34 protein-coding genes and 1 pseudogene are annotated in these 24,615 nt (G+C 39.3%); 22 read left to right on the top strand and 13 right to left on the bottom strand.

Annotated features, from left to right (window positions below):
• The first annotated feature begins 114 nt into the window (after positions 1-114).
• Entirely contained in the window at positions 115-861 is a 747-nt protein-coding gene (locus H6G41_RS22095; protein WP_190748635.1) for an HpsJ family protein, read from the top strand.
• Positions 862-1,055: 194 nt separating this feature from the next.
• Positions 1,056-1,208, top strand: a complete 153-nt coding sequence (locus tag H6G41_RS22090; protein ID WP_242038005.1) for a hypothetical protein — start codon at positions 1,056-1,058, stop codon at positions 1,206-1,208.
• 1 nt (position 1,209) lies between these two features.
• Here the strand turns inward: H6G41_RS22090 and H6G41_RS22085 are convergent, their stop codons facing one another.
• Positions 1,210-2,133, bottom strand: a complete 924-nt coding sequence (locus tag H6G41_RS22085) for an NCS2 family permease (protein ID WP_190748633.1) — start codon at positions 2,131-2,133, stop codon at positions 1,210-1,212.
• Between the two features lie 230 nt (positions 2,134-2,363).
• Positions 2,364-3,230: a hypothetical protein gene (locus H6G41_RS22080; RefSeq protein WP_190748631.1), complete on the bottom strand. Its 867-nt coding sequence runs from the start codon at positions 3,228-3,230 to the stop codon at positions 2,364-2,366.
• Between the two features lie 1,024 nt (positions 3,231-4,254).
• Between H6G41_RS22080 and H6G41_RS22075 the strand changes: the two genes are divergently transcribed.
• Together H6G41_RS22075 and H6G41_RS22070 are read left to right on the top strand one after the other, a co-directional pair.
• Positions 4,255-4,671: a XisH family protein gene (locus H6G41_RS22075; RefSeq protein ID WP_190748629.1), complete on the top strand. Its 417-nt coding sequence runs from the start codon at positions 4,255-4,257 to the stop codon at positions 4,669-4,671.
• Positions 4,659-4,988, top strand: coding sequence for a XisI protein (locus H6G41_RS22070; protein WP_190748627.1), 330 nt, complete (start codon positions 4,659-4,661; stop codon positions 4,986-4,988). The genes H6G41_RS22075 and H6G41_RS22070 overlap by 13 nt, the downstream gene beginning before the upstream one ends.
• A 106-nt stretch (positions 4,989-5,094) precedes the next feature.
• Here H6G41_RS22070 and H6G41_RS36235 read toward each other — a convergent pair whose 3' ends face one another.
• From H6G41_RS36235 to nifB, 6 genes are all read right to left on the bottom strand, one after another.
• Entirely contained in the window at positions 5,095-5,151 is a 57-nt protein-coding gene (locus H6G41_RS36235) for a hypothetical protein (RefSeq protein WP_374939441.1), read from the bottom strand.
• A gap of 51 nt (positions 5,152-5,202) precedes the next feature.
• Complete coding sequence (locus H6G41_RS35280; protein WP_190748647.1) at positions 5,203-6,210, bottom strand: ArsR family transcriptional regulator; 1,008 nt, start codon at positions 6,208-6,210, stop codon at positions 5,203-5,205.
• Positions 6,211-6,458: 248 nt separating this feature from the next.
• Positions 6,459-7,202, bottom strand: coding sequence for a hypothetical protein (locus tag H6G41_RS22055; protein WP_190748625.1), 744 nt, complete (start codon positions 7,200-7,202; stop codon positions 6,459-6,461).
• Between the two features lie 38 nt (positions 7,203-7,240).
• Positions 7,241-7,525, bottom strand: coding sequence for a helix-turn-helix domain-containing protein (locus H6G41_RS22050; RefSeq protein WP_052335102.1), 285 nt, complete (start codon positions 7,523-7,525; stop codon positions 7,241-7,243).
• 259 nt (positions 7,526-7,784) lie between these two features.
• Positions 7,785-8,081, bottom strand: a complete 297-nt coding sequence (locus H6G41_RS22045; protein WP_190748623.1) for a 4Fe-4S binding protein — start codon at positions 8,079-8,081, stop codon at positions 7,785-7,787.
• A gap of 113 nt (positions 8,082-8,194) precedes the next feature.
• Positions 8,195-9,643 (bottom strand): nitrogenase cofactor biosynthesis protein NifB, encoded by a 1,449-nt coding sequence (gene nifB, locus H6G41_RS22040; RefSeq protein ID WP_190748621.1) that lies wholly within the window; start codon positions 9,641-9,643, stop codon positions 8,195-8,197.
• Between the two features lie 1,023 nt (positions 9,644-10,666).
• Between nifB and H6G41_RS22035 the strand changes: the two genes are divergently transcribed.
• Complete coding sequence (locus tag H6G41_RS22035; RefSeq protein ID WP_190748619.1) at positions 10,667-11,614, top strand: NAD(P)-dependent alcohol dehydrogenase; 948 nt, start codon at positions 10,667-10,669, stop codon at positions 11,612-11,614.
• A gap of 21 nt (positions 11,615-11,635) precedes the next feature.
• Here H6G41_RS22035 and H6G41_RS22030 read toward each other — a convergent pair whose 3' ends face one another.
• The 3 genes and pseudogenes from H6G41_RS22030 to H6G41_RS22020 all read right to left on the bottom strand — a co-directional run bounded on the left by H6G41_RS22030 (position 11,636) and on the right by H6G41_RS22020 (position 14,409).
• A complete protein-coding gene (locus H6G41_RS22030) occupies positions 11,636-12,352 on the bottom strand; it encodes a Uma2 family endonuclease (protein WP_190748617.1) in 717 nt (238 codons plus the stop codon).
• A 68-nt stretch (positions 12,353-12,420) separates the two neighbouring features.
• Positions 12,421-12,981, bottom strand: a pseudogene (locus H6G41_RS22025) (Rpn family recombination-promoting nuclease/putative transposase); the annotation flags it as partial.
• 192 nt (positions 12,982-13,173) lie between these two features.
• Positions 13,174-14,409 carry an ATP-dependent metallopeptidase FtsH/Yme1/Tma family protein gene (locus H6G41_RS22020; protein WP_277878172.1) on the bottom strand — a complete coding sequence of 412 codons (1,236 nt, stop codon included), beginning with the start codon at positions 14,407-14,409 and terminating at the stop codon, positions 13,174-13,176.
• A 181-nt stretch (positions 14,410-14,590) separates the two neighbouring features.
• Here H6G41_RS22020 and H6G41_RS36230 point away from each other — a divergent pair, with 181 nt between their 5' ends.
• The 17 genes from H6G41_RS36230 to H6G41_RS21940 all read left to right on the top strand — a co-directional run bounded on the left by H6G41_RS36230 (position 14,591) and on the right by H6G41_RS21940 (position 23,562).
• Entirely contained in the window at positions 14,591-14,818 is a 228-nt protein-coding gene (locus H6G41_RS36230) for a DUF6887 family protein (RefSeq protein ID WP_190748645.1), read from the top strand.
• Between the two features lie 35 nt (positions 14,819-14,853).
• Entirely contained in the window at positions 14,854-15,081 is a 228-nt protein-coding gene (locus H6G41_RS22010; RefSeq protein ID WP_190748615.1) for a type II toxin-antitoxin system HicA family toxin, read from the top strand.
• The gene (locus H6G41_RS22005) at positions 15,078-15,302 is read left to right on the top strand and encodes a type II toxin-antitoxin system HicB family antitoxin (protein WP_096646371.1); all 225 of its coding nucleotides are present in this window, start codon (positions 15,078-15,080) and stop codon (positions 15,300-15,302) included. The genes H6G41_RS22010 and H6G41_RS22005 overlap by 4 nt, the downstream gene beginning before the upstream one ends.
• A 137-nt stretch (positions 15,303-15,439) precedes the next feature.
• Entirely contained in the window at positions 15,440-15,694 is a 255-nt protein-coding gene (locus H6G41_RS22000) for a hypothetical protein (protein ID WP_190748613.1), read from the top strand.
• A 9-nt stretch (positions 15,695-15,703) separates the two neighbouring features.
• Positions 15,704-15,925: an HNH endonuclease signature motif containing protein gene (locus tag H6G41_RS36035; RefSeq protein WP_308796258.1), complete on the top strand. Its 222-nt coding sequence runs from the start codon at positions 15,704-15,706 to the stop codon at positions 15,923-15,925.
• 15 nt (positions 15,926-15,940) lie between these two features.
• Positions 15,941-16,144, top strand: coding sequence for a hypothetical protein (locus H6G41_RS36030; RefSeq protein WP_306790444.1), 204 nt, complete (start codon positions 15,941-15,943; stop codon positions 16,142-16,144).
• A gap of 90 nt (positions 16,145-16,234) precedes the next feature.
• A complete protein-coding gene (locus H6G41_RS21990; RefSeq protein WP_190748611.1) occupies positions 16,235-16,708 on the top strand; it encodes a hypothetical protein in 474 nt (157 codons plus the stop codon).
• Positions 16,709-17,832: 1,124 nt separating this feature from the next.
• Entirely contained in the window at positions 17,833-18,624 is a 792-nt protein-coding gene (gene cysE, locus H6G41_RS21980) for a serine O-acetyltransferase (RefSeq protein ID WP_190748607.1), read from the top strand.
• Positions 18,625-18,664: 40 nt separating this feature from the next.
• Entirely contained in the window at positions 18,665-18,922 is a 258-nt protein-coding gene (locus H6G41_RS21975) for an Asr1405/Asl0597 family protein (RefSeq protein ID WP_190748605.1), read from the top strand.
• A 76-nt stretch (positions 18,923-18,998) separates the two neighbouring features.
• Complete coding sequence (locus H6G41_RS35835; protein ID WP_277878170.1) at positions 18,999-19,127, top strand: hypothetical protein; 129 nt, start codon at positions 18,999-19,001, stop codon at positions 19,125-19,127.
• 183 nt (positions 19,128-19,310) lie between these two features.
• A complete protein-coding gene (locus H6G41_RS21970; protein ID WP_190748603.1) occupies positions 19,311-19,508 on the top strand; it encodes a DUF2949 domain-containing protein in 198 nt (65 codons plus the stop codon).
• A gap of 391 nt (positions 19,509-19,899) precedes the next feature.
• Entirely contained in the window at positions 19,900-21,030 is a 1,131-nt protein-coding gene (nifV, locus tag H6G41_RS21965) for a homocitrate synthase (RefSeq protein ID WP_190748601.1), read from the top strand.
• Positions 21,020-21,304 carry a nitrogen fixation protein NifZ gene (locus H6G41_RS21960; RefSeq protein WP_096646379.1) on the top strand — a complete coding sequence of 95 codons (285 nt, stop codon included), beginning with the start codon at positions 21,020-21,022 and terminating at the stop codon, positions 21,302-21,304. The genes nifV and H6G41_RS21960 overlap by 11 nt, the downstream gene beginning before the upstream one ends.
• On the top strand, positions 21,279-21,482 hold the full coding sequence (gene nifT, locus H6G41_RS21955; RefSeq protein ID WP_190748598.1) for a putative nitrogen fixation protein NifT: 204 nt from the start codon (positions 21,279-21,281) through the stop codon (positions 21,480-21,482). Before H6G41_RS21960 ends, nifT begins: the two co-directional genes overlap by 26 nt.
• A 512-nt stretch (positions 21,483-21,994) precedes the next feature.
• A complete protein-coding gene (locus H6G41_RS21950; RefSeq protein WP_190748596.1) occupies positions 21,995-22,531 on the top strand; it encodes a (2Fe-2S) ferredoxin domain-containing protein in 537 nt (178 codons plus the stop codon).
• A 116-nt stretch (positions 22,532-22,647) separates the two neighbouring features.
• Positions 22,648-23,223: a Uma2 family endonuclease gene (locus H6G41_RS21945; protein WP_190748594.1), complete on the top strand. Its 576-nt coding sequence runs from the start codon at positions 22,648-22,650 to the stop codon at positions 23,221-23,223.
• Positions 23,224-23,313: 90 nt separating this feature from the next.
• Complete coding sequence (locus H6G41_RS21940) at positions 23,314-23,562, top strand: hypothetical protein (protein ID WP_190748592.1); 249 nt, start codon at positions 23,314-23,316, stop codon at positions 23,560-23,562.
• Positions 23,563-23,626: 64 nt separating this feature from the next.
• Here H6G41_RS21940 and H6G41_RS21935 read toward each other — a convergent pair whose 3' ends face one another.
• On the bottom strand, positions 23,627-23,959 hold the full coding sequence (locus H6G41_RS21935; RefSeq protein ID WP_190748590.1) for a protochlorophyllide oxidoreductase: 333 nt from the start codon (positions 23,957-23,959) through the stop codon (positions 23,627-23,629).
• Positions 23,949-24,518, bottom strand: coding sequence for a hypothetical protein (locus tag H6G41_RS21930; RefSeq protein WP_190748588.1), 570 nt, complete (start codon positions 24,516-24,518; stop codon positions 23,949-23,951). The genes H6G41_RS21935 and H6G41_RS21930 overlap by 11 nt, the downstream gene beginning before the upstream one ends.
• Positions 24,519-24,615 lie beyond the last annotated feature (97 nt).

Genomic DNA, 24,615 nt, shown 5'->3' with positions numbered 1-24,615 from the left:
CTCGGCTTATGGATTTAGAAACTTTGAAAACTTCCGAATTAGATGCTTGTTAAACTGGCATTTTGATTGTTAGTTTAGCATAACAAGTACTAAAGAACCATAATTTTTTAGCATATGACTCCATTAGATAAAGAAATTTTGATTGAACAGATTCCACTATTGTGGAAATCCAATAATAATATTGTTCGTTCGATACTAACTTTTCGTTTAGTTGGCTATTGTTTGCTATTATTGTTTATATTAGAACTAGGAATAATATTCATACCACCAGATCTGATGAACCCAGCTTGGGAATTTAAAGTGTTTGGTGATTTAGTGGAAAGGATAGCTATACCTTTAATTAGTCTATGTTGTATATTTTATGGTGAAGATAATTTACGCAGTAAATGGGAAAGACTATTCTTAAAGCTAACATACTGGTTTACTTTATTATTTGCTATATTTTTGCTTTTACTAACTCCTTTGGGTATTGTTAATAGCATCAGAATTGATCGCCAAAACACTCAAATATATACTACTCAAATTGAACAACAAATAAACCAACTCAAACAAGCGCAAGCACAATTAGCACAAGTAAAAACACCAGTAGAAATGGAGGAGCTTTTACGCTTAACACAAAATCAAGTTGAGCCTTTAAAAATTCAAACCTCTCAACAATTAGAAGATATTAAAATTAAATTCTCACAGTATATTACTGCTTCTATAAACCAAATTAATGCGACAACCAAAAAAGCACAAGCAAACCAACGCTTGAGTCTGATAAAAAATACTATTAAATGGAGCATAGGTGCTTTAGTTTCTGGAATGTGGCTAATTTGTATCTGGTCTCGTAATCATTGGATACGTCAACGCTTGTTTTAATGAACTTAAGTTGCCATCATCAACTGCGTACACCCATTCTTGGACTGTACGGATTGTTGCTAAAGACAATGCGATCGCCTTTTTGAATTAGCGATGCCTGCGGCGGGTGTAGCCATCGCACTTCTGTATGAAGGTGTTGTTTTGGGAACAGAAGCAGAATAGATTACTATTTCACCAATGACTATTGAAAAGTCTTGATTGCTAAAGAACGCATTATACGGGCTTTTGCGAATAAAAATTATTGGCAAGGACTCCAAGCGCAAGATAAAAGAGCAATCCTCAATGGTTGCGTTAAAAAAATTTGTGTAGATGGTAACTTTGTTACAGCTATTGACTATCGTTACTAGATTATAACTTTTGCAACGTCATTAACATTAAGAACAAGACAGAAGCCAAGCCTAAAAACATGAGTGTCGGACTGATTTCCCGGATTTTTCCTTGGAACAATTTCATTAATGGATAGGCGATCAATCCGATGGCTAATCCATTAGCTAGGGAGAAAGTTATCGGCATCATCAAAATCATTAAAAATGCCGGAATTGCTTCGCTTAAATCGTCCCAGTTAATCGACTTGATACTACCAGCCAACATCAAAACGCCTACAAGAATTAGCACAGGTGCGGTAGCAAAAGCGGGTACTGCCGCCAGTAGGGGTAAAAACAAAACTGAAAAGAGCAATAAAATACTGACAACCAGCGAGGAAACTCCACTCCGTCCGCCTTCGGAAATACCTGCTGCTGACTCCAGGTAGGGAGCAACCGGGGAAATTCCTACCATGGCAGCAAAAGCTGTACCAATTGCGATCGCAAACAAAGATTGGCGTGAACGTGGCAATTTTCCACTACTATCAAGTCTACCAGCATGTTGTCCCAACCCCATCAATGCACCAATACTGTCAAACAATGTCACGAACAGTAGGATAAATATTGCTGCTATCAAGTTAAAAGTCTGATTGGGAGTAAAATACTTCCAGCCCATCAATGCTTGACCAAACAAATGAACTGGAAAATGGGGCAACGCCATCAATCTTTGAGGTGCAGGTGCAATTCCCAACACCCATCCTAGTAAGGAAGTTGCGAGAATACCCCACAATATCCCACCTTTGATTTGACGCACCATCAAACCTGCCGTTAACAATAGACCAAACACTGCTAGTAAGGTAACAGGGTTGCTAAAAGATCCTAAAGTGGTTTTGGTTGTAGCACTAGCAACAATTAGGCCTGCACCCAATGTGGGGGATTCAGGATTGCCAGACATGGCGATGTATGCCATAAAGAAACCAATACCTGCTGGATATGCACAAAAGCTGGTCAAATCAAGGGATTATTTCAGCTTTAAACTACTCCTTTGCAATTTATTTTGTCCATTTATTACAAATAGGAATTAGAAAATAAAAACTATCATTTACTCGTTTATGTCATCTCCTAAAAAAATCTGCTCTGAAACTAGCTTGTCAGAGCAGATTTTAAATTTCATCCTTTGTGCATCTTTTTTGAAACTTGTTACTTTTGTTTACAAAACCCCTTTGTCGGTTTTCGACTTTTGCCTCGCTTACCCTTCCCACCGACAGATAGAAGACGATTTTCTCCTAAAGCAGCAAACTGTAGATTGGGATTATTACGAATGCTTCTGAGAGTTTGTTTCCGAATATTGATGTAGTTGTAGTAGATATAACGAAACTGAAAGTCCTGTTGTGCAATTTTTTCAGCGTGTACTCTGATCGCCTCATCTGTAGAATCCCAACTTTGAATTTGATTTGGCTGAAAGTCACAAGCGTCTGCAAATCTTCGTGAATGAAGAGAATCAAAGTTTTCCCTAATTTGTTTTGACATTGCATCACAATCAGAATGTTTTCCTCTCCAATCACTTTCCCCTAAAATTCCTGTTATTTTAAAAGTATTCTCCAATTTCTCAAATTCGCAGCTAAACCAAAGTTCAGCAGCAGAAAGATCTTTAATTGACTCTTTCCATCCAAATTGGTCGTGGTTGAGAATTTCTTTGCAGAGATTTAGGAAAGCCCAAGATTGTTTAGCATGAGATTCATAGTCCAACTCCCAATCAAAAGGCAGTTCTGGGGGATCAATAGGAAAGCTATTATTATTAGCGCTATCAAAGTAAACTAACCACTTATGTATAGCCTTAAAAGCATCTCGATGAGAAGACAGTAATACTCCTAAATGTCCTTCATTTAAGTCAGAAATTAAAATTCCATTACCCTTGAGAACAAAATCCGGTAAAAGCTTAAATGCTTGAATATAGTCGTTTTGGCTAGGCTTTTCTTTGTCTTTTATATCTAAGTGCCGGATGATTATATTGTATGTACCTACTATCATTTCTTCTTGCTGTAAGACAGAGTTTGTCTGATTCATTATAATTATTCCTCTCATTAATTTAGTTTTTCAATTCTCAATTTGTTGCCAATTTAAAAGTTCAACATCCTGAGTTAGAATGCCAAATAACCATGTTTAACTTAAATTCAAAGCATCATAAATACTTATTATTAATATTGATGACATTGAAATTTTCATGATTTTTACATGGATTGGGATATTGGTTGACTTACCAAAAAAGCCGGTGATTCACATCCCCGGCTTAGGTTGATATTTAATTAATTTTTGGCTGTTAAATTGTTAATTGTACCCACAATTATATCTTTAGGAGAATTCAAAATGTCAAGGTTAAATTTGGAAGAAAATATAAAGTATATTCCAAATTACCAAGGTATTATTCAAAAGTGGTGATGCTGATGGCATTCCTAACTTTCATGGACAAGGAATTAACGGTGGATATTTCCCACACAAGAAAAATTAGATGAGACAGAAGCTATTCCCAGCATTGGGAAATTGGTAAGAATTTACAGGTGATCGCTACATAGATAAATATGAGGTTTATAATACTCAGTGTGGCTAAAACTGGTAAATGATAAGATGTGAACTGCGTGGTGATAGGTTGTATCAAAAAAACTAATGAGTCCTATCAACCAAATATCATGCCTGCAAAAATATTCTAGCGGTTTTCCTATAGTAATGTGGTGGAGCTATCAAGATAGAGCGGATTGTAAACCCTGAGTAAAATTTTTTGCCTATACTGAGACATAGACAACCTAGAAAGATAAAATATTAGTAACAATATAGACATAGAGATTTACTTAGAAGTAGATCTATATTTTTTAATCATAACTTGATATAAACTTTATTCCCTAAGCTTTTCAGGCTATTTTTTTGCTCGCCATATGATTTCACTGCCAGATGTCAAAATTATCAAAGATACTAAACAGCAAGTTAAACCAGTAGCACATTATTAATAATTTCTACCAAGTTGCGATCGCCCTACTTATTTCAGAGAGTGATCGCCTTATAATATGAGTATTGGTTAAATATATTTAATATATGTATGCCAGCTAAAGATATATTTCATAATACAGTTAAAACAGCCCTCGAAAAAGATAAATGGACAATTACTGACGAGCATCTATTTATTCAAGTTGAGGATATTGATTTTTACATAGACCTAACAGCAGAGAGAATTTTGGCTGCTGAAAAAACTGGTAAAAAAATAGCAGTAGAGATAAAATCTTTTTTAGGAGCCTCAGACGTAACTGAATTTCACCTAGCTCTTGGTCAATGTCTAAACTACCGTTCAGCATTGAGGTTGACAGAACCAGAGCGGATTTTGTATTTAGCCGTTCCAGTAGATGTTTATAATGAGTTTTTTAGTCGGAAGTTTATTCAAAGAATAATTGGGGAATATCAAGTTAAATTACTAATTTTTGATCCAGAGCGAGAGGAGATTGTTATATGGAGAGACTAAATTATCCAGAAATAGTCCAAAAAATTCTGGAAAATCACGCTAAAAATCCCTCAAATAACCAGACAGAAGTCAAATTGTTATTTGACACTGAGCGTGATCGCTATCAAGTTATAAATATTGGTTGGCAAGACCTAACGCGAATATTTGGTTGTATTATTTACGTAGAAATTAAAGATGGCAAAATTTGGATCGAACGCGATGGAACGGAAATCGGAGTAGCTAATGAATTAGTAGAAGCTGGAGTTCCTAAACAAGATATAGTTTTGGCTTTTAAAGCCCCATATAAAAGAAAATTTACTGACTTTGCTGCTAGTTGAAACTTATCCATCAAGCGATCGCAAATCTATCATTAAATCCATTTTGACCAAAGCGCGATCGCCCTACTTAGTTCATCAAGCGATCGCCTTTTTAATTCTTCTACTTTTAGCCCACAGCATAGTCACTCATCTCCCGCATGAAAGGAGGATGAAAACCTAGCACAATATCTTTTTTTGGTACGCCCAAAGTGATGAAATCATCAATCTTTTTACTTTACTCCACAACCGGAAAGCGCTGCATCATCTCCCCAACTTCCACCGCATCGCCATCCGACGTATAAACCACTCCACCCGACATCGCTAGCACAATCCTCTGCTTCCTCGCCCACTCAAACCAAGCACTCACATCTGATGTCACCGTATTTTTCGCCTTAGCCCCACTCTTGCAGCTATTGATAAATAATCCAGTGGGATTATCGCACCATTCCTCGTGAATTGCTTCTTTTACACGAGCGATCGCACCAGCGACATTCCCCCAATATTTCTTCACCACTCCCAAACAAGGTTCAGGGTTAATCCGCAGTCGTCGCAACTCAGTACATATCTCTGCAATCTCGCGCTTGCTGGGCTTATCCATACTTGAATCGACTTTAACTTCCGGCGCGGAAAATATGTCTTCATCAGGATCTATCTCGTCAGTTGAGTCATCTTGTTCTAATTCATCAGCCAAGTGAGTAATCTGGGTTTGCTGTGGTTGTGCAGCTTGGCGAACTGACTCCTGGGCGTAATCACAAATATCGGGTTGGGGTGATAAAACCTCTTCTTCCACGTTTTCATGCTTTTTTTCCTCAACAGCATGTTGTTGTGGTTTAGAAGTTTCAGGATCTGATCTAAGATGTGATTCTACAGTGAATTTGGAAGATTCAGTTTTGCCCTTGCGATGTTCCAATAGCTGATTAAGTACATCATGGTGTAATTTATACTGCCAAGTTCTATCCTGCCCATTACCTGGATTTTTCTGCTTTTCGATAATACCCATCTCCTCCAGTAAGGCGATCGCACTCCGAATAACATGTAAGCTATGTTCACCCATAAGATCAGCATAGATTTTCTTGAGTGGTTGATAAACCCAAGGAGTGCGATGATTTTTCAGCTTCCACTTTGTCCAATGTCTGAAATACTCAATCAACTTGGCAGCACAGAAGTTACCAGTAATTTCTAGATACTCTCGTCGCAATATAACAAGCACAGATGTTTTGTTCGATGAGACAATAACACTCATCCTTTACCTCCTTGCCAACGTGAAACTTAGTTGACGCAATATCACTTTTGAAAAAATGCATGTAGGAGTGAGCAGTAATAGAAATTGCTGCTCACAGTGAGTTTGAGACTGTTACCAATTACTGAACTTGCGCCTCATGCGAAAGAAGCGATCGCTATTCTCTAGGGGTAAGAGTTCAAGTATTGCAGATATGTATCAGTCGTGGGCAAAGAGTAGCTCTTTGATAGCAAATGTTTTTCTAGGTATAACTACTCTTGTAATGGGAGTTTACCTTGCTGGTAGATTTGTTTAATGTAACTGTGACATCTGGCTGGGCTAATGTCTCGAAAAATCTCTTTAGCGTTAATTATCACCCGCCAGTATAGATTTTCGTAATTTCCATAATCGTAGCTAATCCTAGCTATCAGTTGCTCACCAACAAATGCTTCTTGCTCGTAAAAAGAAATTTTCATAATTGTCGGGACTTCTGGGACTTCAGCCAGTTCAATTTGGTCGAATGGGTTGAGTGTGCCGTCATGGTAATGCCATTGAATGTAGCGCAAGCATTTGGCAGATGTAGTGGCGCGGAAAATCTCTTTGCCGTTAACCATAACCAACCAAGGTTGCATAACAAATTCGTCATTATCGTAGACCATGTAAGCTATGAGTTTTTTACCTACGTAGACTTCATGGTGGTAGAAGTTGATTGCTACTGTTATCAGTTGCGAGGCAATAGCTTCATCCGTGGGTTGTTCGTCAAGGGTAGTGTCAACCACTGTCTGAATCCTGCTAGCTTGATACTCAGCGATCGCATTAATCCAGACATCCTTGCACCGCTTGTCAAGTACCTCAACTGTGCAGATGATGTCATTGTAGATTTGCTTGAGTCGAGCTATGGATTTGTATTGCAGCTGTTGATAGCTATAGATGGTTTGAGTCATAATGGTATTTCCTGTTAAAGGATTAAAAGGCGATCGCATAAGTTTTCCAGGCTCTAAGCGATCGCCTTTCACTTTGACATTATCTAAAATAACAACTCAGAGTACAAAAATCAACTCTTAGTACAAACTATTGTTGTGACTTCAACACGCAAGTCATAAATTATTTCAATCAACTCAACATCAAGGGTTTTAGCAATTGTAGTGATAATTTTCGTGGAAACGGAGGCGGCTTCACCGTTTTCCAGTTTTCTGATGTACTCTTGTGAGCATTCAACACCTTGCTGAGAAACAGCATCTGCAATTTCGCGCCTAGACCTTTTACCGCGCAATAATTTTAGAGTTTCGCCACACTCTTTGTTCCACGCCAGCATGACAACCCATTCCAGCGGAACCATAATTACCTCTTTGAAATTCCTAGTTCTTATATTTGCACTTTCAGTTGTCATGTAGCAAGATATTTTTGTACCGTGAGTGTCAGCTAACCAGTTTAGTTATACAAGAATTTATGGGCGGTATGAGTATTCAAGTCGTCATTTTGGCATTAAATTCATTTTTCAGTAAGCTAATAGTTACAATTTTCATTTATTGTTGAGTAGCCATTTGTTTGCGATGGGCTGTCCTTAACGCATCTTTTTAATTTGATAGTGGAAGCTTCTAAGAATAACAGTTAAACCAACGTTCCCAATAATCTTCTTTATTAGTTAACTTCGCTAAAACGCGGTTGTAGTTAGCAAACCAACCTTCCCAATAATCTGTCGGCTGCTGAACGCAACCATCACAAGTGGGACAACCAGCTTTACATTGAGGTACTGTATGTATACTACCGACGCAGTTTGTGCAAAGTTCGGGGTCAATCCAGCGATTACCATCGACTATTTTGATTGCACCAGTGGGACATACAGAAAGACATAAATCACAGGAAATACATTGGCCAGTAATTTTGTAAGCCATGATTATTCTCCTTATGGGGGATTGGGCATGGGGCATTGGGCATGGGGTATTGGGCATTGGGTATAATTTTCCTAGTCTCTAGTCCCTAGCCCCTAGTCCCTAGCCCCTAGTCCCTATTTCTCTAAGCTTTCGACATATTGCTCGTAATATTCCAAAGCAACTTTTTCAATTACGTCGTAAGCTTCAACAGTCTGTATGCCAGCTTTGTGCAATTCTTCTTTGGGACAGTTCCCAATTTTGGAGACTAAAACCGCTTTGCAATCTGCGATCGCTTTAATAATATTGTCTAGAGTGGCTTCTTCTCCAAATCCACCTTGGCAATAGTGGTCTATTTTGCGGTGACTGATAAAGCGTACTTCTTGACCATCCACTTCGTAAACCTGGAATTCTTTGGCATGACCGAAGTGTTGGTTAACTAATCCACTACCTTTAGTTGCAACAGCAACCAGGATTTTGGGATTGTTAGCAAATTTCTTGCCAGCTAGCGCCTTTTCTTTGGCGGCTTTTATTTCTTGTTTAAATTTCTCAATACCTTCGTGAACTTCTTGGCGTTGTTCCAAATTATATTCGGGAGCCATTTCCAGGAATTTATCTTTGGTAAATTCTTGGCTGCGGTCTTCTCCTAACAATCCTACAGCATCGGCTCGGCATTGACGACAGTGGCGCATCATTTTCATGTTACCAGCACACTGATCTTGAACTTCTTTGAGTTCTTTGGTACTGGGGCCGCGCTGACCGGTTAAACCGAAGTGTGTGCCGTGTTCTGGTGCAGAAATCAACGGCATGATGTTGTGCAGGAATGCACCGTTTTCACGAATGAATTTATTTACTTCTACCAAATGCTGGTCGTTAATTCCCGGAATCATTACCGAGTTGACTTTACACAAGATATCGGCTTCTTTGAGGGCTTGTAATCCTTCCATCTGCTTTTCTAGCAGAATTCTCGCTCCCTCAACGCCTTTATAACGCTTGCGCTTGTAGTGAACCCAAGAATAAATCTGTGCGCCGATTTCCGGGTCAATTGTGTTAAGGGTAATAGTAACGTGATCTATATTGAGTTGTTTAATGCGATCGACATATTCGGTCAGCATCAAACCATTGGTTGATAAGCACAGTTTAATATCTGGCGCTTTATCTGCAATTAGCTCAAAGGTGCGAAAAGTTTTTTCTGGATTCGCCAACGGATCACCAGGGCCAGCAATTCCCAAGACTGTCATTTGGGGAATTTTACCTGCAATCACCAATACTTTGTGGGCTGCTTCTTCTGGGGTGAGTAACTCGCTAACCACTCCAGGGCGGCTTTCGTTAGCACAGTCATATTTTCGGTTGCAATAGTTGCATTGAATGTTACAGGCGGGTGCAACTGCAACGTGCATTCTTGCGTAGTGGTGGTGTGCGTCTTCGCTATAACAGGGATGCTTGGCAATGCGTTCCTTGAGCTTTTCGTCCATTTCTACGGTGGCGCTGCTTTTGCTGTCGCATCCGCAACCACCTGATTTGGCTTGGGTAGTGGTGGGTTCCTGATTGGAGGAGGTGAGGAGTCCTGTAGACGGTGGTGTCATTGAATTTCGCAAGGGTCGGTGGACTGGCTGCCACTGTGAGAGATGCCGTTGCTACTCTTGATGCCTAGGAATTGAAGTCGCGGTTTCTACTCGTTACTCGCAGGAACTTACTCTGTTGCGGGGTGATGCTGATGATAACATCAAATATTAGAGTAGGGCAGGCTTACAATCCTTGATTTTCGGCTGGTGTGTGTCAACGTTTGGGTCGTGGGTAGAATTTGTGCGTACTGAAAGCCGCGACTTCTATTCACAGAGGCATGGTGCTATCTCATCCCTCCACTCACTTTTCGCTTTTGTTTAGAAGCGTTAAGTGATTGGCGATATATGATTTATAGCAGCCATTTTGGCGATCGCTTGGCTGGTATCTAGGATAGAATTTATTGGATTTATTAAGCTTGTACTCAATTTTTGTAAGTCATATTTTGTAAGCATTTCCAGACTTTAAAAAATTTCTTTTGGGTAGAGGTTCTAGTGTTTTCTCATTGGGGTACAAGTATTTCTGGAGTGGGGTACAGGATTTATTTGTACTCAGCTAAAATCCATGACCCACAAGGCTTGGAGCTTAAATTTAGATTATTTTTAGACATAAATGTCTGTACTCAAACACTTCCCCAACCTCACCCAAAGCTAGTAGTGATAGGGAATTGAGGGGGAAAAACTGGAGTAGTCTACGTCGTTCTACTCCAGATACGTGCGAAATTCAATTCTGTATCCAACATATCATTTTTTTTTGGGTAAAAATGTAATTCATATTGTTTTAAGATTTCATTAGAAATGATGTGCAATAAAGTTGTGAAAGCTTGTTAGATAAGACTTACAGAATGGTTTACCTATCTCTATTAATGCACATAATTCTCAAAAACTTTACTTTTTTATCGGAATTTTTCTTTTTCTAAAGAAGTCGAAAGGAGTATATTTACTTGCTATTTAGTCAATGCTCAACAGTCAACGGTCAACATTTAACAGTTGATCGCCATTACACTGTATTCATAGAGAAAAACAGGGTAGCAAGGAGGAATGGGGATGAAAGCTGTTGTTATCCGCCGATATGGCTCTGCTGAGGTTTTGCAGTATGAGGATGTGGAACAACCGACGATTAAACCTGACCAATTACTTGTGAAGATTCACGCTAGTAGTGTTAATCCTGTTGATTGGAAAATCCGCAAGGGAATGTTGCGATTCCTCACGGGGAATAAATTCCCGATGATTTTGGGGTTTGATTTGGCGGGGGAAGTTGTAGAAGTTGGTTCTGGGGTTACAGGTTTTCAAGCTGGGGACGCTATCTATGGAAGTGCTGCTGTACCTGGGGGCGCTTATGCAGAATTTGCGGCTGTTCCAGCAAATATAGTGGCTCCTAAACCGACGAATTTAAATTATGAACAAGCGGCTGTTGTTCCTTTAGCTGCGCTTACAGCTTTGCAAGCGTTGCGCGACCAAGGTAATATTCAGTCAGGTCAAAGTATTTTGATTAATGGCGCTGCTGGTGGTGTAGGCATTTTTGCAGTGCAAATTGCTAAGGCTTTAGATACTGTGGTGACGGGAGTTTGCAGTACGAAAAACTTGGATTTTGTGAAGTCTTTGGGAGCAGATAGGGTAATTGATTATACACAACAGGATTTTATTAAAGATACAGAACCCTATGACATTATTTTCGATGTTGTGGGTAAGCGATCGCCTTCTGAATGCAAACGAGTCCTCAAACCCAATGGGGTATACATCACCACCCTACCCAGCGTTGAAAGTTTCGTGCAGAGTATTTTAACAGTCTTCCTACCAGGTCAAAAGGTCAAATTTATTTTAGAAAAACCCAATACTAAAGACTTGCTGTATTTAAAAGAGTTGATTGAAGCGGGTAAAATGCGTGTTGTGATTCACCGCACATATCCTTTACAGGAATTAGCAGCAGCGCATACAGAAAGTGAAACAGAACGTGCTGTTGGCAAAATTGCGATCGCTGTTACTCATACTTGATCGCATTTTATCGATCGCTAATTACAAATTATCTGTGTCAATTCCCTGCGCTTTGAGTTTAGCTAACAATTCTTGATAGCGATCGCGCTCTTGTTGTAATTCTTGTAAAGCCGCTTCCTTGGCTTGACGTTCCTGTTCAGCACGTTGACGTTCCTGTTCCCGTAGCTGGTCAATTTCTACAGGTGACAAAAACTTTTGACCAGATGTAGAAAAAATTTCTAGGGTATCCGGTGTTAGTGTAAAACGGACTCCCAAACGCGGACTTACCCAGCCATTCATTTCTTCGATGACTTCAAAACTATCGCCAGAACGGAGTAAGCCATTTAAATCATTTTTAGCTGGATCGTAAATATAATATTCTTCTACGCCGTAACGCTGGTAAAACTGCAATTTTTTGGTCATTTCTTTGAGGGTGTTACCAGGCGATAGGATTTCAAATACTACCTGTGGCGGAATATTATCTTCTTCCCATTGTAAATAAGAACCCCGTTTACCTTTAGGCCTACCAAAAACTACCATTGTATCGGGCGCTTGTTTAATATTCGGGTTTCCTTGAACTGGATACCAAAACAAATCTCCGGCGATAAATACATCCGCTTGCGATGCAAAGAGAATTTCTAAATTTTCCTTAATTTTGACAATCCATGCAAATTGTTCTGTATTATCCGCCATTGGCTGTCCGTCGCTTTGGGGGTAGATGACTTCGATGGTGTTTTCTGGTGTGACTTGTTGTACCACTGCTGCACCTCCAAGTATGGGGTTTTGCTGATATTTCTAGTTTAGATGGCGATCGCGTTAATCTTAATTTATTGATTTGGGCGTGTTTGCTGTGCTACCTGCTGAACTTGTGCAATGTCTAAATCCAACGCCTGCGCTATCTGTTCTACAGATAAACCCAGTGCTAACAGCTTAGGTACAGCTTCTAGTTTTGCTTCTAAACGTCCTTCTCGGTAAACTCGCGTTTGCTTTAAATCACTTAAACCAAACATTGCTTCTATCTCCTCTCGACTCATTTGCGGGAATTTATAAACTAGGATTGTCTCAATCAATTCTAGTAATTGTTTTTGTGGAAGTTGTAAATTTTCTATTTGCTGGGTACGTCTGATTAATTCCCTGGCTGTGTTAATTGCTGTATCTTCCCCTTCAATTACTAATTTTATCGTAGCAATACCTAGTGGTAGAGATGCAGATTCGCCTAATTCATTTAGGTAAATTATACTGATACGCTGGCTTTGGAATAATTCTAAGAAATGTTCTTTATCTCCGACATCTATATCTCTGCTAGGATAAATCACTACTCCTCGCCAAGAATTTTTAGGTTTATTTTGACGTAAGTATAAAGCGACTTCTGATATTAGGCGTAAGTAGGATTAATCATGGTGTGTTGTTGGTAAATTTTACTTATTTTTTGTGTTTTCAGCTAAATACTCCAAACTACTAAATCCACACTCATTTCATCGACCATTTTTAGGGCGACGGAGCAATAAAAATAAGCTAAATAGAAACAATACAGGGAATACATAGAAGTATAATCTGCTTAATGCCTTCAACCAAAATCCTTAGTCGGTTTGCCGCAAAACAGAAATATCAATGCCTTTAGCAGTTAGTGTATTAATTAAGTCTGGATCGTTGACTAAGGTGACTACTACCTTGTTACCGTCTCTGGTAGTGACAAGAGCTATGGATCTGTCTGCACTCAAAGACACCTTTTCTACTCTGCCTTTTTCTACTTCTTGAATAAACTGACTATAACGCCATGTTTCCCTTTGTTGTGGTTGTTTATCAAAGAAACCTTTACCAACAGCAAGTAAAACAATCAATAGCAGAAATAGCACCGCGTACTGCCCCGCTCTCCATAGCATTGATGCTCGAGTTGCAGTAACTGGCTTATTTGGACGTACTGAAGGTAGTAACGAAGGATTTAATTCTTGTACAATTTCCTCCGCAGACTGATAACGCTGCTGATATTCTTCTTGCAATAATTTATCCAGCATTTGCCCCAATTCTTGACTCACTGGTTGCTGTAAATGCGATCGCCAACTCGCAACCCAACCATAACCTTGTCGTTGCCAAAGTTGCCAAGGGTGTATTCCACTTAGCAGGTGAAAGCAAGTTGCACCGACACTATATAAATCGCTAGCTGGGTAAGCTTCACCACCCTGCATTTGTTCCAGTGGTGCATAACCAAAAGAACCGATGGTAGTTCCTACTTGCGTCATCACTGTTGCTGTCAGTTGCTTGGATGCACCAAAATCAATGAGTACCAGTTTCCCATCGCTGCGACGAATGATATTCTCTGGCTTGATATCGCGGTGGATGACTTTGTATTGATGAACTGTTTTGAGAATATCTAACAAATTAAGCAATAATTCTTTTATCTTTTGCTCGTTGAAAATTCCCTGCTGTTTTAATTCATCCAATAAATTCTGTCCGTCGATAAATTGTTGCACTAAATAAAGGTGATTATCTTGCTCAAAGTATGCCAACAGCGTGGGAATTTGCGGATGTTCGCCTAATTGTTCTAGTCGCCTTGCTTCTTGTTCAAATAATTCTGTGGCCTTTTGCAGTGCGCCAGTTCCTTGTACTTGTGGTGCAAATTGCTTAATGACACATTTTTGATTCAATTTGTCGATATCTTCTGCCAAATAAGTTTTACCAAATCCCCCAGCACCTAGTGATTTAATCGGGCGATAGCGGTTTCTCAGCACTACCAATCCTATACCGCAGTTTGAGCAAAACATTGTGCCATCAGGATTTGGCGGATTGTGGCAAGCTGGATTTAGGCAGCAGGTCATAACTGTGCATCTATTGGCAAATGTATTTATTATCGCTTAACCACAACCTACTCTTGGTAAAAACCGCAAAATCTTAGATAAATTTAGTTTTTGTCAAGTTTAAATGTAGGGTGTGTTGTCGCGCAGCGCAACGCACCGAGATGCAATTAATAATTGAAGGTGCCGTACCCTCAGCAATAACATACCCTACTGGCGTGGCAAGGCTAAAATAGTACTTGCACACCCAGAAGATGATGAGGCAATTTGGGTATTGTATAGCCGTCGCACTCCTGATTCGGAAGCAATATGGTATGGGTCAATGAAAACTGAAGATTGTACACCAATTAAAGAAAATATTCGCATTGCAGAAGAAGCAATTAAGCTGCGTGTTGAGGAAGCAGACAGAAGAAAGCAAAATTATCAAGGTTAAGGCTTACTCTTATAAGGTGGATGTAAGCTAAAGCTATGCCAAAAAAAATTAGAGAACTTAAAAGCTTATTATTGCAAGCAGGATTTACATATCGTACTGGTAAAGGTAGCCACACTAATTGGTATCATCCCTTGCTAGCTGGGAGAGTTACTATATCTGGTAAAGATGGCAATGACGCTAAAGCTTATCAGGAAAAAGACGTTAATAATGCATTACAAAGGTTAGAAGAAATTAAAAAAACTCAAGAGGAAGAATCAGAATGAATTCTCACTACACAATAATTATTCAGTGGTCTGATGAAGATGAGTGTTTTGTTGTCAGTCTTCCTGAATGGGGAGAATTTTGTCATACTCATGGCGATACCTATGAAGAAGCTTTGAAAAATGCTCAGGAAGTTTTAGAAATGCTAATTGAATCTTCTTTAGCAGATGGTCAACCTTTACCGGAGCCTAAAACACTAGAAAAGGCATTTAATGTGGCATAAGTATTTGTTCGATGTGTTGTCGCGCAGCGCAACGCACCAACCTGCCATTATTAATTGAAGGTGCGATCGCCTACGGCATAACACACCCTACAAAGATTAAAATTAATGTTGTAAATTAAATCAAAATAGATAAACTTATGACTACATCTGTAAATACAGCTAAAGTCTACGACGAAATTATAGATTTTATTGCGGCTGGAACCACTCCCCAAAGTGTCGTTAACTTTCAACTTTCGGATTCAGCAAAAGCGCGTTTAGAGGAACTGGTTTACCGACATAAAACGGGAGAACTAACACCAGAAGACAAGAGAGAGTTAGATCATTTCCTCACACTAGAGCATATTATGAGGTTAGCAAAAGCCAAAGCTCATCAGTACCTGAATGCGGAGTAAATCTTTAAAGTGTCTAGCCCTTACATTAGTGTAGAATTGCGGCGTTTAGTTATCGATCGCGCTGATTCTCTGTGTGAGTATTGCTTATTTCCAGGAACAGACGGCTTAATGTTTCAAGTTGATCATATAATTAGCGTGAAACATGGCGGTTCAACTACAGCAGATAATCTCTGCTATGCCTGTATTTTCTGTAATCTGCAAAAAGGTAGTGATTTAGGTTCTATTAATTAGCAAACTGGGGAACTTGTGCGGTTTTTTAACCCACGTAGAGATTTTTGGGGTGAGCATTTTCAACTAAATGCGGCGGTGATTCAACCCATTACAGATATTGGCGAGGTGACAGCACGTATTCTCGATTTTAACGGTGATGAAAGGATTATTGAGCGTCAAGCTTTGATAGCATCTGGTCAGTATCCTTCAGCATCGGCAATAAAACGCATAAATAAGTAGATAAATTTTGTGCGATCGCATTCTTTACTGGGCATTCTATACTTAGCATCTATCGCTACTTTAACCTAGAAATATCTCAGTAACAATACGATGGCATATCAAAACATCACAGGCTCTCTTTCACCCCAGGATATCCAAGAAATTAAGACTGCACTACAGACTATCCAAAAAAAGCTACCGTTTTTAATCACTCTCAGCAATGAAGAACGGCGTAGATTATTAAAAATGGGTGATAAAAGTCTCGCCTTTGTTAATAATAGCGTTACGGCTGCTCAGTCGAACCGGGAAATTCTTCCAGCCAGTTTTGATGTTGAAGAACTTGTTCGGGATTATCAATTAGTCACCGCACTTACTGAACTTTTAACTTCTATGCGCCAAATTACTGAACAAGTAGATGATACTCTACTAGCAGTCGGTAGTGAAGCGATGAGTAGCAGTTTAACAGTTTATGACTATGTAAAAACAGCCGCGAAAAAGACTCCAGGTTTAAAAACTGTGGCTCAACAATTAGGCGAACGCTTCAAAGCTATCAAAGGTAGATCGCCTAGAGTTACATCTAGTTAGTAATTATAGGGTTTTCCGTAGGGACACGGCACTGCTGTGTCCTACACTTCGCGATATGTGTTTTGCCGCATCTGAATGAGAACCGCTATAATCAAACCTCATTAATGAAGCTCGGAAGTTGTTTAATGAGGTTCAGAAGCTCGTTAATGAGGCTCGGAAGTTGTTTAATGAGGTTCAGAAGCTCATTAATGAGGCTCGGAAGTTGTTTAATGAGGTTCAGAAGCTCGTTAATGAGGCTCGGAAGTTGTTTAATGAGGTTCAGAAGCTCGTTAATGAGGCTCGGAAGTTGTTTAATGAGTTTCAGAAGCTCGTTAATGAGGCTCGGAAGTTGTTTAATGAGGTTCAGAAGCTCTTTATGCAATCAAAGGGTGAGTTGATTATGGCGATAAATGCGATCGCTCATCAATCAGCATTATAAGTAGTCAGACAGAATTAATTACACAAAGTCATTGCGAATGGAGCGAAGCGGAATGAAGCAATCGCAAGGGCTGGGATTGCTTCGCTTCGCTCGCAATGACTGTAAATATTTTTGTCCAAGTACTTATTTTAATGAACCGCCAAGTGCGCCAAGTGCGCCAAGGAAGATTAGTGCAGAGTCTTTGGTGTATGCTGTGCATATATGCGTTGCGGCGCGAGTTAAAATATAAGTCTGGACAACTCAATTGTGGGAAAAAGTATGCATATTTACAGACAGTAAATCCTAAGAGAAAATTAAGAAATTAAGTTTTTCCCCTAGCAAAATAATAAAATAAGAAAGGTAACTGGGAATACAGATATGCCATAGGTTGCCCTACTTACTTCATATTAAATAGCGTTTGAGTACAGCTTAATATATCGCAAAATAAGCTCGATAAATGATTGCGAAGTATTACAGGCTGGAGGTTTGGTGATGAGTACAGGATATCTGAACCCCCTACCTCGTAAATACTAGTACCCCTAACAGAAAAAACCAGTACCCCTACCCCAAGATAAATTTTAAATTGTGCTGTCATGGGGGTTACAGGGTTTGAGTACAAGTATAATCAATCCAATAAATTCAATGGGCATCGGCTAAACTGTCCTATTTGAAGCTGCCTGATATAAGCAGAAAAATAGCACATGGCTTTTTCAACCAGAAAGTACCGATGCAACAGTCATTAAATAGTATCAGAAATCCCAAAACTGCTACCAAGCCGGATTCTGCAAATACCTCTTTGCTGAAAAATCTACTCTCTGGCGATTTGTTTGAGCCATTGTTGAGTGATTTTCGTATTATCTTTGAGCGCGATCCCGCAGCGCGTAATTGGCTAGAGGTAGTCTTTTGCTACCCTGGATTACACGCAATCTGTTTACATCGTCTAGCTCACTGGTTACACCGTCGCCGGGTAGTTTTCATTCCCCGCTTGATTTCCCATCTGGGAAGGTTTCTCACGGGTATTGAAATTCATCCTGGTGCAGAAATTGGCAAAGGTGTATTTATCGATCACGGTATGGGTGTAGTCATTGGCGAAACTGCGATTGTTGGTGACTATACGCTAATTTATCAAGGTGCGACTCTGGGTGGAACCGGCAAGGAAAGCGGTAAACGCCATCCCACTATCGGCGCAAACGTAGTTATTGGAGCCGGAGCCAAGGTTTTAGGTAATATTGAAATTGGCGATCGCGTTCGGGTTGGCGCTCTTTCAGTTGTCTTGCGCGATGTCCCTTCCGATTCTACCGTAGTTGGGATTCCTGGGCGGGTTATTTCTCGCAAACAAGGCGAACCCCTAGAACATGGTAAACTCCCCGATGTCGAAGCCAGCGTCATGCGTTCCTTGCTTTCCCGCATCGAGCAACTAGAACAACAACTGCAAGAATTAAAACTCAACAGTCAACAGTCAACAGTCAACAGTCAACAGTCAACAGTCAACAGTCAACAGTCAATCGCAAATGACTAATTACAAATGACCAATGACAAATGACCAAGGACAATTATAAATGTTATCCCCTAGTAGTTCTGACTTTCTAGGCGATCGCGTATTGCATATTCCCCTGAGCGATCGCTGGCGTATTTATCACCGCTTGCAAGAATTAACAATCGAATGTTCCTGTCAGCCTGATGGTTCTTTGCTGGTACGAGTAGATAGTCTGCAAACAGCAATCTTAGTTCGCAGTACTTTAATCCAATTTCTCGCATCTCGTCAACAATTGGTAGATTGGTTAGAACATTGTTGGTATTATCAGCCTGAATCTTGAGCACAAACTCCCATCTCGCCTAAAATCTCAACTTGCAAAGGAGATTTTGTCAGGATAATTGAGAATTTTTGCAGACATGCATAATCCGCTTGGAGAATTGGAAGTAGAAGTTACTGTTCCCTCAGCAATTTTATTGCAGACTGAGGAGGTAACATCAATTCTCTCCTCTGCGGTGACAGATGCAAACGCACCAAAGCTAAATTAAATCTGAAGCTTGTTAGTTAGAAATTCCGAATTGGTATTGCATTTGTGTTGGGGTTATTTTCCATCTGCTAAATCTGAAGTTTTCTTGACATATTTTGGCAAATATAAAATTGAAGTTACAAATGCAGAGTTGTGATTTCTAATTTTTCAGTTTTGCCCCTATCTAAAATTGTAAAGCCCGCTTATGTTAATTCGCAACAGCGAGAAACAATTCCTGAATTTTTTGCATAATGAACTTGAACTTTCCAGTGCTGACATTTCTGTAGCGCTGCGACATCAAAAAATAGATAACGGCCCTTTACCAATGCTGCTTTGGCAATATGGACTAGTAAATTTAGAGCAGCTAGAACGAATTTTTGACTGGCTCTATGAGCAAAGTTGACTATTGGTCAGTTGTCAGTTGTCAATTGTTAGTAGGGGCGGGTTTATGAGAGATAGTCATGGATATTTGAGAATATTTGTGAACCCGCCCGTACAGTTGTCAGTTATCAGTTGTTAATTGTCATCAATCAACAGTCAACCGTCAACCATCAACCGTCAACGTAAAAAAAAATTTGTAAATGATACAGGAATTTGGTTCTTTCTCATACAGATGACTTGAGTTTTTATGGAGCATAATGAAGAGTCATGAATCATGTCTTTTAAGATTCTTCAGCATTTACCGTCATTTTTTTGAAATTATATAGGCATTTACCATTAGTAGCGATTGCAGACTACCAGGAATGCAGTCCAGAAACAATATTAAGAATAATTCCCATAGTGAGATGTTTGAGATGAGTCAAATCCTAATTAATGACACTACATTACGTGATGGCGAACAAGCAGCAGGTGTTGCTTTTAACTTAGAAGAAAAAGTTGCGATCGCTAAGTTTTTAGACGCCATTGGTGTACCCGAATTAGAAGTCGGTATTCCGGCGATGGGTGAGGAAGAAACACGCGCTATCTCAGCAATTTCTAACTTGGGTTTGCAAGCCAAATTACTCGGCTGGAACCGCGCGGTGATTTCCGATATTAAAGCTTCTCTAGTCTGCGGTTTAGAGCGAGTACATATTGCAATTCCTGTTTCTGGAATTCAAATCGCTGCTAAATTTCACGGACAATGGCGGGTAAGTCTGCAAAAACTTAAAGATTGTGTCAGCTTTGCGGTTGATAATGGTCTTTGGGTAGCAGTAGGCGGAGAAGATTCTTCAAGAGCTGATGAAAACTTCCTCTTAGACGTAGCATTGTATGCTCAAGAATGGGGTGCATCGCGGTTTCGCTTTTGCGATACTGTTGGCGTTCTTGACCCTTTTACTACCTACAATAAAGTCAAGCGGCTAGCATCAGCCTTGATGATTCCCCTAGAAATCCACACCCACAATGATTTTGGTTTAGCTACTGCTAATGCTCTTGCTGGTATCAAAGCTGGAGCATCTTCAGTAAATACCACAGTCAATGGCTTGGGTGAACGCGCCGGAAACGCCGCTTTAGAAGAAGTCGTCATGGCCGTTAAACGCATTTACAACGTAGATTTAGGTATTGATACTCCCAGATTACTAGAACTATCTCAACTAGTTGCATCTGCATCAGGTAGCACAGTTCCACCTTGGAAAGCAATTGTTGGCGAAAATACTTTTGCTCACGAATCAGGAATTCATGCGCATGGCGTGTTGCAAAATCCCGTTACTTACGAACCATTTGCACCAGAAGAAGTAGGTTGGGAACGACGGTTAGTAGTTGGTAAACATTCTGGTCGTCATTTAGTATCTAGCGTACTCGAACAGCACGGTATTTATCTTAACTCCCAAGAAGCCCAAACTGTTTTAGACGCAGTACGCCAACAATCTATTGAGAAAAAACGTAGCCTAACTACCGAAGAACTGTTGAATCTAGCCAGAGAACAGAGGTATTCTCATGCAAGATGAAATTGAACTTGACTCACCACCAGCTTTTGAAATCGGTCAAAAAGTCAGATTGCGTAAACTGATTAAAAATGATGGCACATTTCCCGGTCAAGACATCGGCGTAGTTTTAGCCAAAAAAGGAGAAGTTGGCTACGTTGCAAGTATTGGCACATATTTGCAGAGATCCTATATCTATGCTGTGCATTTCTTACATACAGGGTTCGTCATCGGTTGTCGGAAAAAAGAACTAGAATCTGTCGAGGAAATTAATGAAAGTAATGCTACGGAAGAATGATGCCGGTGATTTAGTTGTCTACGTCGCTAAAAAAGATTTAGAAGAAATCGTAGTCAAAGAAACAGACGGCGCTGAGGGGAAAATTCTGACTTTAGCTAACGGCTGGGAATTAGAATTTCGTGATATGCCAGACGAAAAGAGTTTACCTCTAACAGTAGAAGCTAGACGACTTGCGTAATATTAATTATGGGGGGAGATAGTAATTGGGGAAGCATCTATCTCTTATATCATGTCCGACTAACTAGTTGATTGCTATAGCTATCTAAATTTGGTCATTTGTCATTTGTCATTTGTCATTTGTCATTTATCATTTGTCATTTGTCATTTGATATCGATGATAGACCAATAATTAGGTAATGCTATAGTAATTTAGCTCGGAAGATATCATGTATGTTTAAATATACATAATTTAGACTATTGGGGCAATGCCAAAAGTTGTAATTAGTGTTAAATTTAAGGGCATGATATAGCAATCCTAAATGATTTGTGAAATATTACAAACAGGTTTGTTGACTGTTAACGGTTAACAGTCAACAGTCAACAGTCAACAGTCAACAGCCAAAACCGATATTTTCACAACTAAAATAGGATTACCATATAAGCATTATTTTGGACATGATAGCACCCGTTTAGATTCAGGTTGAACTAAGTTTAATTTTGAGTTTAATTTTGAATGGTGAGTTGCTAAACATGGGTGAAAAATATCGGACATTATCGGAATTAAACCTTGAAGGTAAATTCCTGGGTTTTGTGGGCGATGAAGGGAAATTTAAATATTTGCGTTTAGCCATCCCAGCCGGGAATTTGCAAGTAAAAGTTCCCAAAGAATTGCGCGGTGCTTTAGGTAACACCTTAGTACCTGGCGAACATATCCGCGTTGATGGTGTTAGCCAATTAAACTCAAACACAGGTAAAATAAAGTTCAAAGCCTTTCGGGTAAAAGCAACTGGTGTTTGCCCTATAGAAAATCTGCCACTTCAAACCAAAGCCAAAATCATGGTTTGTCAAAAAGCTGGTTGTATCAAGCGAGGTGGCAAAGGCTTAGTATCAGAATTAGAAAAAACTTTGTGCGATCGCGGTTTAATCGACAAAGTAACAATCGAACATACCGGTTGTCAAAAACGCTGTAGCAGCGCACCTAACTGCGTTGTCAGGATTGGTAAAAAGCAATACAAGAAAGTTCATCCAGAAGCGATCGCATCTTTGCTAGAGAATCACTTAACTTAAGCAAGCAAATATACTGTGCTAAATAAACCTTACAGGTGGAAAGGGTAAGCTCCCAGTCCGCCTATTTTCCGTATAAAAGTGTAAGATGCAAATAACTCTGCATTTCCATATTTGTTATGAGCCTAAGCACCGCTAAACGCTTTACCATAGCTGAATATCACCGCCTAGCAGAACTCGGCTTTTTTAAAGAAGGTGAGCGAGTTGAGCTAATTAACGGTGAAATCATTAATATGGCAGCTAAAGGTAAACCGCATTCTGTTTGTCTTACCCGGTTGTCTAGAGAGTTATTCCAGCTTGTTAAAGAACAAGGAACTATTAGAACCCAAGATCCAATTACTATTGCTGACAACAGCGAACCCGAACCCGATTTGGTGATTGCGCGAAATCGTGCTGACGACTATCTAGCAAATCATCCCACTCCATCTGATATTTTACTCTTAATTGAGATTGCTGATTCTTCTTTAAAATATGACCAAGAAGTCAAGCTACCCCTTTATGCAGAAGCAGGTATTTCCGATTATTGGATATTTAATTTAGTAGATAATTATCTAGAATGCTACAGTGAGCGTTATCAAGCTTCACAAGGTAAATTTGGTTATCGCCGCAAGGTAATTTTTCTATCTAATGAGTCAGTTAATTTACCAAATTTTACTGATTCAGTCTTGGAATTATCCAAGATATTTCCAGTGTAAATGTCTTACGATTAATAAATGTATTGATTTTAGCAGCAATATAGATGCGGTAAATTTTTCAGAGAAACCAACAAGAGTAAAAGTAAAAATATGCCAGCTATTGTTAAACTACAACTCTCCTTAGAAGATTTAGCACAAGCAATATCTTCCCTGAATTTAGAAGAAAAACTTCAGCTACAAGATATAATTGAGCAACAAATTTTTGAAGCTGAAGAAGCGGTTTACGAAGATGATGCAGAAACACAAACAGAAATGCAAGCAGTTCGTGCTGAATATGCTTCAGGCGATTACATTACTATAAATGAATATATCAATAACAGATCAGAACAAGCATCATGACACTGACTGTTGTAATTTCAAAGTCAGTGCATTCTTGTTAAATGTATAAATTTCTTCTTAAAACTTAAACTATAGTTAATTTTTTTCTATTGGATAAATTGTTTTCAATCTTTAAATACAGTTGCATCCAAGATACAGTTCTTACCCATTTTACATGACCTTTTCTAGAAATCTTTAAAACTTCATAACATTGAAAATTTTGTTCGCCGACAAATAATTTATTTGCAAATTTATCTTGATTAGAAAAATTATAGTCGCCACTCGTACTTTCCTCTATTTCAGGGAGTAAATGTGCAACTCCAAATAAATTACCTAAAGAAGATGTTTTCAGAAAAGCTTGTCTTTGAGCATGAGTCATTATCTCACTTGACCCTGCTCTGATTTCATCACTGCTCATATGGTTTTGCTCCTCCCCATTGGCTTTCATGTCGCTGACAGAACTCTGCTGCTGCTGTTCGTGAAAATCTGAAGCCATACAAATCTTCTCCTGGGGTGCTACGTGAGAAACCGAGATACTCCATTTGAACCTTATCTCTGTAGTATGACACAGCTGTATCTAGAGCTTCTAGGATCAGCAGTGGATCATCTGCTTGTGTTTGGCAAAATTCCAAACCTACCTTAGTTGCATACCAAATTAACCATTTCCCTATTGGTTCAATTAACCGTTCCGCCTTATCTCCTCGACTTGTAGGATGAGCTTCTATATGTTCTATTTCTATAAACCTGGGATCTCCAGGATAGGGATAAAGACCGTAGTGCACTAATCCCCATATTTTGCCTTCATAAACCAGTTTGACTATATTCTCACATTCAAAATTAGCGTTTTTCCAGAAATTTAACCAGTGACAAGACCAATCGGTCGGCATATCATTTGCTTCAGATTGGCAGAGAAAAGCAATATCTTCTGTCTTTGATTTGAGTCGTATTTTTACCTGATAGGAGCCAATGGTAGTCAATGAAATTTTATAACCTCGTAGTATAAAGTTTAAGCTTTAAAGATTATAAAGCGACTACCAAGCCACTTAGCAATTAACAGAGTCAACTAATTTTTAG

The sequence above is a fragment of the Tolypothrix sp. FACHB-123 genome (assembly GCF_014697075.1).
Classification (GTDB): Bacteria; Cyanobacteriota; Cyanobacteriia; order Cyanobacteriales; family Nostocaceae; genus Aulosira.
Note: the sequence above shows the minus strand (reverse complement) of the source record. Positions and strands in the feature narration are given on the sequence as shown.

Bases quoted from the DNA above. Each gene is read 5' to 3' on its own strand.
- H6G41_RS22095 (WP_190748635.1), top strand. From the start codon at position 115: ATGACTCCATTAGATAAAGAAATTTTGATTGAACAGATTCCACTATTG.
- H6G41_RS22085 (WP_190748633.1), bottom strand. From the start codon at position 2,133: ATGGCATACATCGCCATGTCTGGCAATCCTGAATCCCCCACATTGGGT.
- H6G41_RS22080 (WP_190748631.1), bottom strand. From the start codon at position 3,230: ATGAATCAGACAAACTCTGTCTTACAGCAAGAAGAAATGATAGTAGGT.
- H6G41_RS22075 (WP_190748629.1), top strand. From the start codon at position 4,255: ATGCCAGCTAAAGATATATTTCATAATACAGTTAAAACAGCCCTCGAA.
- H6G41_RS22070 (WP_190748627.1), top strand. From the start codon at position 4,659: ATGGAGAGACTAAATTATCCAGAAATAGTCCAAAAAATTCTGGAAAAT.
- H6G41_RS35280 (WP_190748647.1), bottom strand. From the start codon at position 6,210: ATGAGTGTTATTGTCTCATCGAACAAAACATCTGTGCTTGTTATATTG.
- H6G41_RS22050 (WP_052335102.1), bottom strand. From the start codon at position 7,525: ATGGTTCCGCTGGAATGGGTTGTCATGCTGGCGTGGAACAAAGAGTGT.
- H6G41_RS22045 (WP_190748623.1), bottom strand. From the start codon at position 8,081: ATGGCTTACAAAATTACTGGCCAATGTATTTCCTGTGATTTATGTCTT.
- nifB (WP_190748621.1), bottom strand. From the start codon at position 9,643: ATGACACCACCGTCTACAGGACTCCTCACCTCCTCCAATCAGGAACCC.
- H6G41_RS22035 (WP_190748619.1), top strand. From the start codon at position 10,667: ATGAAAGCTGTTGTTATCCGCCGATATGGCTCTGCTGAGGTTTTGCAG.
- H6G41_RS22020 (WP_277878172.1), bottom strand. From the start codon at position 14,409: ATGACCTGCTGCCTAAATCCAGCTTGCCACAATCCGCCAAATCCTGAT.
- H6G41_RS22010 (WP_190748615.1), top strand. From the start codon at position 14,854: ATGCCAAAAAAAATTAGAGAACTTAAAAGCTTATTATTGCAAGCAGGA.
- H6G41_RS22005 (WP_096646371.1), top strand. From the start codon at position 15,078: ATGAATTCTCACTACACAATAATTATTCAGTGGTCTGATGAAGATGAG.
- H6G41_RS22000 (WP_190748613.1), top strand. From the start codon at position 15,440: ATGACTACATCTGTAAATACAGCTAAAGTCTACGACGAAATTATAGAT.
- H6G41_RS21990 (WP_190748611.1), top strand. From the start codon at position 16,235: ATGGCATATCAAAACATCACAGGCTCTCTTTCACCCCAGGATATCCAA.
- cysE (WP_190748607.1), top strand. From the start codon at position 17,833: ATGCAACAGTCATTAAATAGTATCAGAAATCCCAAAACTGCTACCAAG.
- H6G41_RS21975 (WP_190748605.1), top strand. From the start codon at position 18,665: ATGTTATCCCCTAGTAGTTCTGACTTTCTAGGCGATCGCGTATTGCAT.
- H6G41_RS35835 (WP_277878170.1), top strand. From the start codon at position 18,999: ATGCATAATCCGCTTGGAGAATTGGAAGTAGAAGTTACTGTTCCCTCA.
- H6G41_RS21970 (WP_190748603.1), top strand. From the start codon at position 19,311: ATGTTAATTCGCAACAGCGAGAAACAATTCCTGAATTTTTTGCATAAT.
- nifV (WP_190748601.1), top strand. From the start codon at position 19,900: ATGAGTCAAATCCTAATTAATGACACTACATTACGTGATGGCGAACAA.
- H6G41_RS21960 (WP_096646379.1), top strand. From the start codon at position 21,020: ATGCAAGATGAAATTGAACTTGACTCACCACCAGCTTTTGAAATCGGT.
- nifT (WP_190748598.1), top strand. From the start codon at position 21,279: ATGAAAGTAATGCTACGGAAGAATGATGCCGGTGATTTAGTTGTCTAC.
- H6G41_RS21950 (WP_190748596.1), top strand. From the start codon at position 21,995: ATGGGTGAAAAATATCGGACATTATCGGAATTAAACCTTGAAGGTAAA.
- H6G41_RS21945 (WP_190748594.1), top strand. From the start codon at position 22,648: ATGAGCCTAAGCACCGCTAAACGCTTTACCATAGCTGAATATCACCGC.
- H6G41_RS21940 (WP_190748592.1), top strand. From the start codon at position 23,314: ATGCCAGCTATTGTTAAACTACAACTCTCCTTAGAAGATTTAGCACAA.
- H6G41_RS21935 (WP_190748590.1), bottom strand. From the start codon at position 23,959: ATGAGCAGTGATGAAATCAGAGCAGGGTCAAGTGAGATAATGACTCAT.